The sequence below is a fragment of the Haemophilus influenzae genome (assembly GCF_001457655.1).
In the GTDB taxonomy this organism is placed as follows: Bacteria; Pseudomonadota; Gammaproteobacteria; order Enterobacterales; family Pasteurellaceae; genus Haemophilus; species Haemophilus influenzae.
The window spans coordinates 1,444,400-1,458,206 of the sequence record NZ_LN831035.1 but is presented as its reverse complement, the minus strand read 5'-3'; the positions used below and the strand labels follow the sequence as shown (position 1 = coordinate 1,458,206).

The 13,807-nt window shown below is 36.6% G+C and carries 13 protein-coding genes and 2 pseudogenes; 10 read left to right on the top strand and 5 right to left on the bottom strand.

Going from position 1 to position 13,807, the window contains the following annotated elements:
• Nucleotides 1-56 precede the first annotated feature (56 nt).
• Nucleotides 57-1,076: a quinone-dependent dihydroorotate dehydrogenase gene (gene pyrD, locus AT683_RS07100; RefSeq protein WP_005687177.1), complete on the top strand. Its 1,020-nt coding sequence runs from the start codon at nucleotides 57-59 to the stop codon at nucleotides 1,074-1,076.
• Entirely contained in the window at nucleotides 1,076-1,900 is an 825-nt protein-coding gene (rnm, locus tag AT683_RS07095; protein WP_042594661.1) for an RNase RNM, read from the top strand. Before pyrD ends, rnm begins: the two co-directional genes overlap by 1 nt.
• Nucleotides 1,901-1,998: 98 nt before the next feature.
• On the opposite strand, the gene AT683_RS07090 is transcribed toward rnm, so the two are convergent.
• The 3 genes from AT683_RS07090 to AT683_RS07080 form a co-directional block, all read right to left on the bottom strand.
• The gene (locus AT683_RS07090) at nucleotides 1,999-2,607 is read right to left on the bottom strand and encodes a chalcone isomerase family protein (RefSeq protein ID WP_005656697.1); all 609 of its coding nucleotides are present in this window, start codon (nucleotides 2,605-2,607) and stop codon (nucleotides 1,999-2,001) included.
• A gap of 127 nt (nucleotides 2,608-2,734) precedes the next feature.
• Nucleotides 2,735-4,129, bottom strand: coding sequence for a class II fumarate hydratase (gene fumC / locus AT683_RS07085; RefSeq protein WP_005687184.1), 1,395 nt, complete (start codon nucleotides 4,127-4,129; stop codon nucleotides 2,735-2,737).
• A 190-nt stretch (nucleotides 4,130-4,319) separates the two neighbouring features.
• Nucleotides 4,320-5,225: a glycosyltransferase family 8 protein gene (locus AT683_RS07080; protein ID WP_050951526.1), complete on the bottom strand. Its 906-nt coding sequence runs from the start codon at nucleotides 5,223-5,225 to the stop codon at nucleotides 4,320-4,322.
• 196 nt (nucleotides 5,226-5,421) lie between these two features.
• Between AT683_RS07080 and AT683_RS09925 the strand changes: the two are divergent.
• The 8 genes and pseudogenes from AT683_RS09925 to valS form a co-directional block, all read left to right on the top strand.
• Nucleotides 5,422-5,775, top strand: a pseudogene (locus AT683_RS09925) (oxidoreductase); the annotation flags it as partial.
• A 105-nt stretch (nucleotides 5,776-5,880) separates the two neighbouring features.
• The gene (locus tag AT683_RS07070) at nucleotides 5,881-6,315 is read left to right on the top strand and encodes a DNA polymerase III subunit chi (RefSeq protein WP_050949183.1); all 435 of its coding nucleotides are present in this window, start codon (nucleotides 5,881-5,883) and stop codon (nucleotides 6,313-6,315) included.
• Nucleotides 6,316-6,399: 84 nt separating this feature from the next.
• Nucleotides 6,400-6,570: a hypothetical protein gene (locus AT683_RS09700; RefSeq protein ID WP_011961939.1), complete on the top strand. Its 171-nt coding sequence runs from the start codon at nucleotides 6,400-6,402 to the stop codon at nucleotides 6,568-6,570.
• Complete coding sequence (locus AT683_RS09465) at nucleotides 6,560-6,799, top strand: hypothetical protein (RefSeq protein ID WP_080358920.1); 240 nt, start codon at nucleotides 6,560-6,562, stop codon at nucleotides 6,797-6,799. Before AT683_RS09700 ends, AT683_RS09465 begins: the two co-directional genes overlap by 11 nt.
• A gap of 42 nt (nucleotides 6,800-6,841) precedes the next feature.
• On the top strand, nucleotides 6,842-7,132 hold the full coding sequence (locus AT683_RS09460; protein ID WP_080291967.1) for a hypothetical protein: 291 nt from the start codon (nucleotides 6,842-6,844) through the stop codon (nucleotides 7,130-7,132).
• A 206-nt stretch (nucleotides 7,133-7,338) separates the two neighbouring features.
• The gene (dcm, locus tag AT683_RS07060; RefSeq protein WP_038441168.1) at nucleotides 7,339-8,307 is read left to right on the top strand and encodes a DNA (cytosine-5-)-methyltransferase; all 969 of its coding nucleotides are present in this window, start codon (nucleotides 7,339-7,341) and stop codon (nucleotides 8,305-8,307) included.
• A gap of 1 nt (nucleotide 8,308) precedes the next feature.
• Nucleotides 8,309-9,052, top strand: a complete 744-nt coding sequence (locus tag AT683_RS07055; RefSeq protein WP_038441166.1) for a PDDEXK family nuclease — start codon at nucleotides 8,309-8,311, stop codon at nucleotides 9,050-9,052.
• A gap of 30 nt (nucleotides 9,053-9,082) precedes the next feature.
• The gene (valS, locus tag AT683_RS07050) at nucleotides 9,083-11,947 is read left to right on the top strand and encodes a valine--tRNA ligase (RefSeq protein WP_050846014.1); all 2,865 of its coding nucleotides are present in this window, start codon (nucleotides 9,083-9,085) and stop codon (nucleotides 11,945-11,947) included.
• Between the two features lie 34 nt (nucleotides 11,948-11,981).
• Here the strand turns inward: valS and hybG are convergent.
• Both hybG and trpCF read right to left on the bottom strand, forming a co-directional pair.
• Nucleotides 11,982-12,246, bottom strand: a pseudogene (gene hybG / locus AT683_RS07045) (hydrogenase maturation factor HybG).
• A 130-nt stretch (nucleotides 12,247-12,376) separates the two neighbouring features.
• Nucleotides 12,377-13,807, bottom strand: a complete 1,431-nt coding sequence (gene trpCF, locus AT683_RS07040; RefSeq protein ID WP_050846017.1) for a bifunctional indole-3-glycerol-phosphate synthase TrpC/phosphoribosylanthranilate isomerase TrpF — start codon at nucleotides 13,805-13,807, stop codon at nucleotides 12,377-12,379.

Sequence of the window (13,807 nt, the reverse complement as noted above, 5' to 3'; positions counted from 1 at the left end):
CGGTGAAAATTGACCGCACTTTTCTTACAGTAAACTATCCTGAGAGATAAACGAGTATGTATCAATTATTCCGTCACGGCATTTTCCAAATGGATGCTGAAAAGGCTCATGATTTCACGATTCAATGCTTGAAATTAGCAGGTAATCCTTTATTTCAACCGATCTTAAAATCTCTTATTCATGCTCCAAAAGGCTTTCCGAAAACGGTAATGGGTGTGAATTTCCCTAATCCCATTGGATTGGCGGCAGGGGCAGATAAAAATGGCGATGCGATTGAGGGCTTTGGTGCATTGGGTTTTGGTTTTTTAGAACTGGGAACTGTCACGCCCGTTGCACAAGATGGGAATGCAAAGCCACGTCAGTTTCGCTTGATTGAAGCTGAAGGCATTATTAACCGTAATGGTTTTAATAATAATGGTATTGACTATCTTATAGAAAATGTGAAAAACGCCCGTTATAAAGGTGTGATAGGCATCAATATTGGTAAGAATAAATTCACACCTTTGGAACAAGGCAAAGATGATTATATTTTCTGTTTGAACAAAGCCTATAACTACGCAGGTTATATTACGGTGAATATTTCATCTCCCAATACACCAGATTTGCGTCAATTACAATATGGTGATTATTTCGATGATTTATTGCGAAGCATCAAGGATCGTCAGACTATTTTGGCAAACCAATACAATAAATATGTGCCGATTGCGGTAAAAATTGCACCAGATTTAACGGAAAGTGAATTAGTGCAAATTGCGGATACGTTGGTTCGTCATAAAATGGATGGCGTTATTGCAACGAATACTACAATTTCTCGTGATACTGTGATGGGGATGAAAAATGCCGAACAGCAAGGCGGATTAAGTGGAAAGCCGTTGCAGCATAAAAGCACAGAGATTATTAAGCGATTACATCAAGAACTGAAAGGTCAGATTCCCATTATTGGTAGCGGTGGCATTGATGGTTTGCAAAATGCGCAAGAGAAAATTGAGGCTGGCGCCGAGTTGTTGCAAGTTTATTCAGGATTGATTTATCACGGTCCAAAATTAGTAAAAGAATTAGTAAAAAATATTAAATAATGGCAAAAAAATACGATTTACATTGCCACAGCACCGCATCAGATGGAGTGTTGAGTCCAACCGAATTAGTGCATCGTGCTTATGCGCAAGGCGTGAACGTGTTGGCATTATGCGATCACGATACGATTGCGGGCATTGATGAAGCTGAGATTGCAGCGAAAGAAGTAGGCATTGAATTGATTACTGGAGTAGAAATTTCGACAAATTGGGAAGGGCGAGGGATCCATATTGTAGGATTAAACTTCGATAAAACTCATCCAAAAATGACCGCACTTTTGCAAAGTCAAAAAGCATTACGGGAAAAAAGAGCGGTGGAAATTGGCGATAAATTAGAAAAAGCAGGGATTCCTAATGCTTATGACGGGGCAAAAGCCTTAGCTGATGGTGAAGTTACGCGTGCTCATTACGCACGTTATTTGGTGCAGATTGGTAAGGTATCTAATGATGGTCAGGCTTTTAAACGCTATTTAGGGCAAGGAAAATCGGCATTTGTTAAAGCTGAATGGGCTGATATTCCCACAGCGATTGAGACAATCCATGCCGCAGGCGGTGTAGCCGTTATTGCGCATCCATTACGTTATAACATGACGGGGAAATGGGTGCGTAAGCTGATAGTCGATTTTAAGGCTTGGGGCGGTGATGGAATGGAAATGGCGGATTGTGGTCAAACAAAAGATCAGCGTCAAATGCTTGCTCGTTGGGCAAAAGAATTTAATCTGCTGGGATCCGTTGGCTCCGATTTTCATTTCCCTTGTGGCTGGATTGAGTTAGGAAAAAATTTAGATTTAGTTGATAGCGTTATCCCAGTTTGGGAAAAATTTTAGTCAGATAGAGAATGTTCAAATAATAAATACCGGTTTCCTTGATAATAATTTATTGGGAAACAGGTATTTTTTATGGCACAAAATATAAAAAACTGAATTTATCCTTGAGATTTTTTCTGACTATCTAATAAATAATTTGGCGGTAATTCAGGTGTAGAATCTTGTTCATCAAAGGATTCAATTTCAGGTTTGAGATAAAACTCTGTCGCTTCATGATTGCTTTTCGTTTTGCCTAATAATTGTGGCTGAAGTTTTACAAAAGTACTATTCGGTGCAAGCCAAATGCCGATAAATGCTTGATTAAATTTAGCATCAAAATCGTGTTCTAAAACTGTATCATTTAAGACGAAGTAGCCTCTATCGGGTAAGGCAATATAGTTCAAAATATCGTTTGGTGAGAAATCAGGAAAGGTCGCTTGCATTTCTTTAAGCCAGCTTTGAGTATCGCCATCATTAAGTTTTAAGGTTTCGATTTCTTTAATGAGCGTAATCGCAAAATTTTTTCCTTCAATGGGTTTTTCATATTTGAAAGAGAGCATTAATGGACGTTCATTTTCTTGATAAGTGCCAGTTTCAGAAAACAAACCAATGGTATAAACATGGAACGGCCCCCAAGTGTATTCGGCATTTCCGATGGGTTGCCAATGAGCAAAAGGTGCGGCAGAAAAAAACGTTATCATTGCCACAAAAAGGGATTTCATTTTCATAATAAATAGCCGTGAATAAAATTTTGTTGATTATAACAAACCGCATCAAAAAGCAAATTAGAAATCAGTAAAAAGGCGAGTAATTTTACTCGCCTTTGATCGTTGTAATGTTAATTTGTGCGATGAATTATTTTAAGCTACCCACCATATCTTCTGGGCGAACCCATTTATCAAAATCTTCGGCAGACACTAAACCTAAATTAATCGCTTCTTCACGTAATGTGGTGCCATTTTTGTGTGCGGTTTTTGCAATTTTAGCTGCATTTTCATAACCGATATTCGTATTAAGTGCGGTCACCAGCATCAATGAATTTTCAAGTTGTTGTTTAATGCGTGGATAGTTTGGCTCAATACCCACTGCACAGTGTTCATCGAAAGATACGCAAGCATCGCCCAATAATTGAGCAGATTGTAAGAAGTTTGCAATCATCACAGGGTTGAACACATTTAATTGGAAGTGACCTTGTGAACCCACAAATGCGATTGTAGTGTCATTACCAAATACTTGTGCACAGACCATTGTCATCGCTTCGCATTGAGTTGGGTTTACTTTACCTGGCATAATTGAAGAACCTGGTTCATTTTCAGGAATTAAAATTTCGCCAATTCCCGAACGAGGGCCTGATGCTAATAGACGAATATCGTTCGCAATTTTAAATAAACTCATTGCTAATTGACGTAATGCACCGTGAGTTTCAACAATCGCATCATGAGCGGCTAATGCTTCAAATTTATTATCTGCAGTGACAAACGGAAGTGTGGTGAATTTTGCAATGTAATCTGCCACTTTAACATCATAGCCTTTCGGCGTATTCAAACCTGTGCCAACCGCAGTTCCACCCAATGCTAATTGGCTTAAATGTGGCAGCGTATTTTTTAATGCTTTTAAGCCGAAATCTAATTGAGCTGCATAAGCCGAAAATTCTTGACCTAATGTGAGTGGCGTTGCATCCATTAAGTGAGTGCGGCCAATTTTTACCACGTTTTTGAAGGCTTCAGATTTTGCCGCAAAAGTTTTTTGTAAACGTTCAACACAAGGAATGGTGTGCTCAACTACTTTTTTATATGCCGCAATGTGCATTGCCGTTGGGAAAGTATCATTTGAAGATTGTGATTTGTTCACATCGTCATTTGGGTGAATAATAGATTTTTCACCTAATTTTCCACCGTTTATCACATGTGCACGATTGGCAACTACTTCGTTCACATTCATATTAGATTGTGTACCAGAACCAGTTTGCCAAATAACAAGTGGGAATTGATCATCTAATTTATTTGCTAAAATTTCGTCACAAGCCAGAGCAATTAAATCACGTTTTTCAAGAGGTAATACACCTAAATCATGATTAGCAAATGCGGCTGCTTTTTTCAAATAGCCAAAAGCTTCGATAATTTCATGTGGCATTGATGCGGCTGGGCCAATTTTAAAGTTATTGCGTGAACGTTCAGTTTGTGCAGCCCAGTATTTATCTGCTGGAACTTGAACTTCACCCATTGTGTCTTTTTCAATACGAAATGCCATAAAATACTCCGTTAGTTTTGAAAAGGTGGAATAACAAAATTTAGGGTATATAGTAGCGATTTTGTTTTGTTCAAGCGATAATTTTATGTTGGTTTTATGATGTAGATCACAAAATGCTAGGTAAGATATGGATTAAATATAAAATAAACTCAATGTAATTTTCCTTCCAAAAGAAAAAATGCGGTCAAAATTAACCGCACTTTGACATACAAGGCAATTGGGTTATATTTTTCTGTCTGTCTGTCTGTCTGTCTGTCTGTCTGTCTGTCTGTCTGTCTGTCTGTCTGTCTGTCTGTCTAAGATTATCCCAAGAAAGATGATGATAAAACAAGTATTCTTCATTATAAAAACGAGGAGAGTTAGCTGAATGTTCCTTTAACCAAGGTTTGTTGCTACCAATGTAGTGAATAATATGCGGAGTAAATTTTATTTTCTCTTTATGTTCCATCCATAAATATTCAATAAATTTAACCTGAATATTAAATTTTACAGGTAATAATTTAATCAAATTCGTAGGTATGCTAAAATTAATAACATCTTGATCTCCATACACAAAAAATTCACCATATTTGGCAGCGTACTCAATAAAATACTGCTCAATGTTATTTTCTCGCCATTTATTTAGATTAATTAACATCACTCCCGTATTAATATATTGCTGTTTTTCATAAAATGGATGTTCCCATAAATATTCAGAAAAAAAGTCACTCACACCCGCAATTAAGCTATCTTCTAAATTAATATCCCATAATTCGTCTATAGCCTGATGAATAATAAGATCCATATCAAGATAAATAACTCGTTCAATATGCTGAGGTAAAATTTGATGAAGATATAAACGGAATAATGAAGCAGTGCTTTGGATGTGAGCAGGAGATATTACAGTTGGAAATGAGAATTGATTAATATTAAATTGAATATCGTACAGTGTGTTATCAAATTTAGCACAATGCATTTTTAATTTTTCTAAACTTTCAGCAGGAATACCATCGTGTATTACATAAATATTGATGTTATTATGATGGTAGCAAAGGGATTTTAGTACGGTGTCTAAGTGACTAGCAAAATTACAATCTAGTGTAAATACAATGTTCATTATTACTCCTCAATTTTAATGTTGATTATTCGGATCGTGATTATAAGTATACAAGTAAAAGCAATCTTTTGTTTTTTCAGTAAATCAATAATTGCTGGTGTAATTATTTCGTTCTTGGTTTTGGTTAAAACAAAATAATGCAGGTTATTTTATAGCATAGAGAAAATAAAGTAACCTTATTTGTGATATCAGTAGAATTGTCATTTATGTGTTAGGCGTTTGTAGTGCGCTTTCGGATATGCCAGTTGTTGTCCCAACGGTAAATGAATCACAGCTTTTAGAACTAAGACAACGTAACATTGTTAGTTTGCCTTATCCATAAATAAGCCAACTTGCTTTAACCCTTGCCCCTATTTTACAAGGGACTAATCTTAATCAAATGTTTGTTACCTCTTTATTGCCAGCGTCTTATACAGGTGTGGAAACCGTAACTAAACTTGCTGGACAAACAGCCCATTTATTAAACAGTATTCCATTAGACGAAGAAGATACTCGCTTTGCATTTGATGTCTATCCGCATCAAACACCCTGTTTATCTAATCAATTACAATGAATTATTTTTAATAATATCTATTTAATTATTTATCTTCTAAGGTTTTTTCGTTAAAATTCTCAGTTTTATATGGGGCAAGATTGAGAAAATAACGGGGCTAAAATGGCAAAAACTGCACAATTTTATATTCTTACGGAAAATTGTACTTTAACTGTCGAAGAAATAGCCTGTAATCTTGCTGCTTCAATATGGCGTTCAGGGAAAAAAGTACTAATTAGTTGCGAAAGTGAGAGCCAAGCATTAGAAATTGATGAACTTTTGTGGCAACGAGATCCCAATGAATTTGTTCCGCATAATTTATCAGGTGAGGCAACACAATATCCCACACCGATTGAGATTTCGTGGCTTGGAAAACGAAATTTACAACGTCGTGATATGTTAATTAATTTGCAACAAGAAATTCCAGATTTTAGCCACAGTTTTACCCAACTTATTGATTTTGTACCGAAAGATGATGCGTTAAAAACACAAGCCCGAGAACGTTATAAACAATTACGTCTGCAAGGTTGGAATCTTTCTACTGAAAACGTGGGTTAATAAATGAATGACATTACCTTTTATCAACGCTTTCAATTTTGAGTATTGAGCAGTAGGTTTTGAATTAATTAAAGAGGATAATTGATGACTGAACGTGAGAAAATTATTCAACAACAGAAACAACTTAAAGCGTTATTTTCAGTTTGGATGAAAGAAAAAATGAATCACGAGGTGGTTACCTTTCAAAAAACTGATGGCAAGATAGTCGAGCATTATCCTGATGGTTCGGAAAAAATTGTGGGTTATGCAAAATAAAGCGATTTTTTATTGTGGAACAAATGGTTCGGGAAAAAGTACTTTACGTTCTTTTAACCAAGATGCTGTGCAAATTGTGATTGATTCTGATCATATTGCAATGCAGATTAATCCTCAAAATCCAAGACTTGCTGATATTGATGCAGGCAGAAAAGCGATAGGGCTATTTCGTTTTGCTATTAAGCAACATATTGATTTTTCCATGAAATCGACACTTTCAGGTAATTAAATTATTCAAAGAATGAAAACGGCGAAATAAAGTGGCTTTTATGTGCATTTAAATTATATTGGCTTTAATAAAGTTTCTATTAATTTAGATCGTGTAAAAGCAAGGGTTAAAACAGGTGGTCATTTTATTGATGAGCAAACCATTCGACAACGTTTTAATATCAGTCGAGAGAATTTAATAACAGCCCTTTTATCTTGTGATGAAGCGTTAATTTATGATAACTCGGGTGAAATGCCTGGAGTTATTTTTCATTTTTATGATAAGAGAATTACGCAAATTGCTGAGGAATTAGTTGAGTGGTATAAATTGTTATTGATGAGATTTTATTGTTAGGGTTTAAAATTAGTGAGTAAAGAGATTTCATTTTATGCAAACTACACGAATAAAATTTTATTAAATAGTTCTTTGAAAGAAAAATAAAAGATAAGGTAGTAACTTTTCAAAAGTAAGATGAGATTATTATTGAACATCAGCCTTGGTAATTCAGAAAAATTATAGGTATGCAAAATAAAACTATTTTTTAGTTCAGGAGATTTTTAATGGAAAAACTAAGGTTTATTGATTTTTGTGCAGGTATTGGTGGGGGGCGATTAGGCTTAGAGTTTAACGGAATGGAATGTATTGCTCATAGCGAAGTCGATCTTAATCCTGCAAAAACATATGAAATATTTTTTAATGATAGTCGTAATTTAGGTGATTTAACTCAACTTGCTCCAAAATCTTTACCTGATTTTGATTTAATGATTGCAGGATTTCCTTGCCAAACATTTTCTATCATTGGGAAAAGAGATGGTTTTCTAGATAATAGAGGGCAAATAATATATTATTTAAGCAATATTTTGAAAGTGAAAAAAGTACCATTTTTTATTTTAGAAAATGTTAAGGGATTAGTAAATCATAACCAAGGTGAAACTTTAAAATCAATCTTAGAAATATTAGAAAGTTGTAACTATGATGTGTATTATAAAGTATTAGATAGTCAATTTTATGGTACGCCACAAATGAGAGAAAGGATCTATTTTGTTGGAATAAGAAAAGATATACATCATTCTGATTATGTCTTTCCTGAGCCTAAAAGCAATAATGAAAATGAGTTGTCAAATTATTTAATTGGGGATGGTAAATATAAATTTTTGATAAATAAAACTTTTGAAAATTATATTAATAATAAATACAATAAGGATAGAATAAGTTTAGATCAAATATATGAGAAAAATTATCAGGTAATAGATTGGAGACAGTCAGATTTACGGATCTATGAAAATAAAATACCAACGCTTAGAACAGGTAGGCACGGGATTTTATATGTCAAGGATAATCAATTATATAAGTTAAGTGGTTACGAGGCTTTATTATTACAAGGATTTCCGAAAGAGATTGCTCAAAAAGCCATTGATTATAAATTACCCGATAGTAAGATTTTATCCCAAGCTGGAAATGCGATGACGGTTAATGTAATACAGAAAATCGCAGAAAAATTACTAATCTCTATAAATAAAGGTAAATAAAATGAATCTGGTAGAATTAGGATCTAAAACAGCTAAAGATGGTTTTAAAAACGAAAAAGATATTGCAGATAGATTTGAAAATTGGAAAGAGAATTCAGAAGCCCAAGATTGGTTAGTTACAATGGGACATAACTTAGATGAAATCAAATCTGTTAAAGCTGTTGTATTAAGTGGATATAAATCAGATATAAATGTTCAAGTTTTAGTTTTTTATAAAGACGCGTTAGATATTCATAATATTCAAGTTAAGCTCGTTAGTAATAAACGTGGTTTTAATCAGATAGATAAACGCTGGCTTGCTCATTATCAGGAAATGTGGAAATTTGATGATAATCTATTAAGAATATTAAAACATTTTACGGGTGAACTTCCTCCATATCATTCAAATACAAAAGATAAGCGAAGAATGTTTATGACAGAATTTTCTCAAGAAGAGCAAAATATCGTTCTTGATTGGCTAGAAAAGAACAGAGTTCTTGTGCTAACCGATATATTAAGAGGAAGAGGCGATTTTGCCGCTGAATGGGTACTTGTAGCACAAAAAGTAAGTAATAATGCAAGATGGATATTGAGAAATATTAATGAGGTTTTACAACACTATGGTTCAGGTGATATTTCTCTTTCCCCAAGAGGCTCTATTAACTTTGGTCGAGTAACTATTCAAAGAAAAGGGGGAGATAATGCTAGAGAAACCGCAAATATGTTGCAATTCAAAATTGATCCAACAGAGTTATTTGATATTTAGAAATTAGTAAAATAAGTAAAAGAGTAAACAATGACAAAAAACCTCCAAATGGCAGATCGTTTTAATCCGTCTGCGGTAGAACAAGCCCTTTATCAACATTGGGAAGAGAGCGGTTATTTTAAACCGTCTGGAAATGAAAATGCGCCGAGCTATTGCATTGCGATTCCTCCACCGAATGTAACAGGTTCTCTACACATGGGACATGCTTTCCAACAAACCTTAATGGATACCTTAATCCGTTTTAACCGTATGGAAGGACATAACACCTTATGGCAAGCAGGGACAGACCATGCGGGTATCGCAACCCAAATGGTGGTAGAGCGTAAAATCTCCGCTGAAGAAGGCAAAACACGCCATGATTATGGTCGTGAAGCGTTCATCAACAAAATTTGGGATTGGAAAGCCTATTCAGGTGGCACAATTAGCCAACAAATGCGTCGTTTAGGTAACTCTATCGACTGGGAACGTGAACGTTTCACTATGGATGACGGTTTATCTAACGCGGTAAAAGAAGTGTTTGTTCGTTTGCACGAAGAAGGCTTGATTTATCGTGGTAAACGCTTAGTAAACTGGGATCCAAAACTTCACACCGCGATTTCTGATTTAGAAGTGGAAAATAAAGAGAGCAAAGGTTCTCTTTGGCATTTCCGTTATCCGTTAGCAAATGGTGCAAAAACGGCAGATGGTAAAGATTATTTAGTGGTGGCAACTACACGTCCAGAAACTATGTTGGGCGATACAGCGGTGGCGGTGCATCCTGAAGATGAACGTTATCAATCTTTAATCGGTAAAACCGTGGTTCTGCCATTGGCTAATCGCGAAATTCCGATTATTGCCGATGAATATGTGGATCGTGAATTCGGTACTGGTGTAGTGAAAATTACCCCAGCTCATGACTTCAATGACTACGAAGTGGGTAAACGTCACGGCTTGCCGATGGTCAATGTATTAACCTTAAACGCAGATATTCGTGATGAAGCGGAAATTATCGGTACTGACGGCAAACCACTTGCGGGTTATGAGGCGACTATTCCTGCGGATTACCGAGGCTTAGAGCGTTTTGCTGCACGTAAAAAAATCGTGGCAGATTTTGAATCGCTAGGTTTATTAGACGAAATTAAACCACACGATTTGAAAGTGCCTTATGGCGACCGTGGTGGTGTGCCAATCGAGCCAATGCTAACCGACCAATGGTATGTGAGCGTGAAACCGCTTGCTGATGTAGCGATTAAAGCGGTGGAAGATGGCGAAATCCAATTTGTGCCAAAACAATATGAAAACCTTTACTTCTCTTGGATGCGTGATATTCAAGATTGGTGTATCTCTCGCCAACTTTGGTGGGGACACCGTATTCCAGCGTGGTATGACGCGGAAGGTAATGTTTATGTCGCGCGTAACGAAGAAGAAGTGCGGTCAAAATATAACTTAGATTCTGCGGTTGAACTCAAACAAGATGAAGACGTGTTAGACACCTGGTTCTCATCAGGCTTGTGGACGTTCTCAACTTTAGGTTGGCCAGAGCAAACTAAAGAGCTCAAAATGTTCCACCCAACGGATGTGTTAATCACAGGGTTTGATATCATCTTTTTCTGGGTTGCGCGTATGATTATGTTTACGATGCACTTTGTGAAAGATGAAAACGGCAAACCACAAGTACCATTCAAAACGGTGTATGTAACAGGTTTGATTCGTGATGAGCAAGGTCAAAAAATGTCGAAATCGAAAGGTAACGTGCTTGACCCAATCGATATGATTGACGGCATCAGCCTTGAAGATTTACTTGAAAAACGTACTGGTAATATGATGCAGCCGCAATTAGCAGAGAAAATTGCTAAAGCAACACGCAAAGAATTTGCGGACGGTATTGCCGCTCACGGTACAGACGCATTGCGTTTCACATTAGCTGCGTTGGCTTCAAACGGTCGTGATATCAACTGGGATATGAAACGTTTAGAAGGTTACCGTAACTTCTGTAACAAATTGTGGAATGCAAGCCGTTTCGTATTAACGAATGACAAATTAGATTTCAGCGAAGGCGAGATCGAATTCTCATTAGCCGATCGTTGGATTCAATCAGAATTTAACCGCACAGTGGAAACGTTCCGTAATTCATTAAGCCAATATCGTTTTGACCTTTGTGCCAATGCGATTTATGAATTTACTTGGAACCAATTCTGTGACTGGTATTTAGAGCTTACCAAACCAGTATTTGCAAATGGCAATGCAGCACAAATTCGTGCAGCAAGCCAAACTTTGGTTCACGTATTAGAAAAATTATTACGTTTAGCACATCCGCTTATTCCATTTATTACCGAAGAAATTTGGCAAAAAGTGAAAGGTTTTGTCGGCATTACGGCTGACAGCATTATGTTGCAACCTTTCCCACAAGTGGAAGAGAATGGCTTTGATCCAGAAGCAGAAGCTGAAATTGAGTGGTTAAAAGAAGTGATCGTTGCGGTGCGTAATATTCGTGCAGAAAGCAATATCGCACCAAGCAAAGGCTTAGATCTGTTATTCCGTAATTTAAGTGCAGAGAATGCAAAAATTCTTGAAAAACAGACCGCTCTTTTAAAAGCCATGGCGAAGTTAGACAACGTTCAAGTGTTAGCGGAAAACGAAACCGCACCACTTGCGGTAGCGAAACTCGTTGGCAATACTGAATTGCTTGTGCCAATGGCTGGCTTTATCAATAAAGAAGCAGAGCTTGCCCGTTTAACCAAAGAGATTGAAAAATATCAAAACGAAGTTAAACGTATCAAAAACAAACTCAGCAACGAAGCTTTTGTGGCTAAAGCACCTGAAGCAGTGATTGCGAAAGAACGCGAAAAACAAGCGGAATACCAATCTGGATTAGAAAAAATCCAAGAGCAGTATAAGGCGATTGAGGCATTGTAACAAAACATAAAAAGTAGGCATTATGCCTACTTTTTTATTTTTGATTTAATCCTAAAAAATCTCCAACTTCGTGTTCGAGTTGGCTCATTGTGATCAGAGCCTCTTGGGTTTTCTTGGCTTCATCTTCATCAATAACACTCATTGCAAAGCTCACATGAACAAGCACCCATTTGCCAAGTAAATCGGCTGGATTTCCCAGAAATATTTACTTCACGTTGTACGCTACATACATCTACTGTGGCAAGTTGAAGATAATTTGTATCAATTTTGACAATTTGACCCGGAACGCCTAAACACATAATATTTTTACTCCTATTGGCATTTAAGCTGAAATACAGATTTATTTTACTATTAGATAGAATAAATTATTACAATCTGGATCAATAGTTGCGCATTTCGGATTATTTAGTGATTTCTATGTTATTAAAATTAATAAATATTATTAAAAACTAACCGTACTTTTTCTTGATCTTTTACGCCCGCGGAACTTTCTACTCCTGAATTAAGATCCAAGCCTAAGCAATTTTGTTGAATGGCTTGTTCTACATTATTTGGCGAGATACCTCCAGCTAAAATAATCTTGTGCTTAAGATGTTCGGGAATTAATGACCAATCAAAGGTTTTACCCGTGCCGCCTTGTTGGTTCGCTGTCTGGCTGTCAAAAATATAACGATCCACATTCAAATCATCAGTAAAATCGACCGCACTTTGGGCTTCAGTATTGACCGAAATCGCTTTCCAAATTTGCGTGTTTTTGGGTAGTTGCTGGCGAAGTGCGGTAATAAATTCTTTGGTTTCTGCACCATGTAATTGCACCGCATAAAGCTGTAACTGGTTGGCTATTTTTACGATAAAGTCAATTTCTTGATTCTGAAAAACACCAACAAATCGAAGTGGAGCGGCAGTTACCAATTCTTGCGCTTGGCGTAAACTCACACAACGTTTTGAATGTTCTACGAAGATTAATCCACCGTAAAGTGCGCCGTTTTCATAAACGATTTTGACATCTTGCACGCGCGTTAAACCGCATACTTTATTTTCTCCAAAAATCACCGAGCGAACCGCATTATTCAAATCTTGCTTGCCCATTAAGCTGCTCCCAATTAAGAAACCATGCGCCACTTTTTGTAAGTGACGAATTTGGCTGTGATTGTAAATGCCTGATTCGCTAATAATACGTACATCAGCAGGGATTCGGTCGGCGTATTTTTCAGTGAGTTTAACAACACGATTTAAATCCACAGTTAAATCGTGCAAGTTACGATTATTAACACCAATGATTTTCGCACCAAGCGCAAGGGCGCGTTCAAATTCTTCTTCATTGCTGGTTTCTGTCAATACGCCCATGCCAAGAGAATGTGCAAGCTCTGCCAGCACACGATAAGTTTCATCATTTACCACAGAAAGCATTAATAAAATCGCATCCGCTTGATAGTAGCGAGCAAGGTAAACTTGATATTCGCTAATCATAAAATCTTTGCAAAGCACAGGTTGGCTCACGATACCGCGAACTAACGGCAAGAACTCAAAATTGCCTTGGAAGTATTTTTCATCTGTCAGAACAGATACAGCAGAGGCATAATGTTTATAGACATTGGCGATTTCTTCCAAATTAAATTCAGCACGAATTAATCCCTTAGAAGGGGAGGCTTTTTTACATTCCAAAATGTAAGCGGGCTTTTGATGCGTACCTTTTGCTAACGCATCATAAAAAGAGCGGTCAGAGTTTTGAATGTTTTGTTTAAATTGTGAAAGGGGAAATTCCTTTTCTTTTGCTTTAACCCATTGTGCTTTATCAAGCACGATTTTTTGTAGCACCGTAGCGGAATCAATGGGTTTGGTAAAATCTTGAGTGATCAT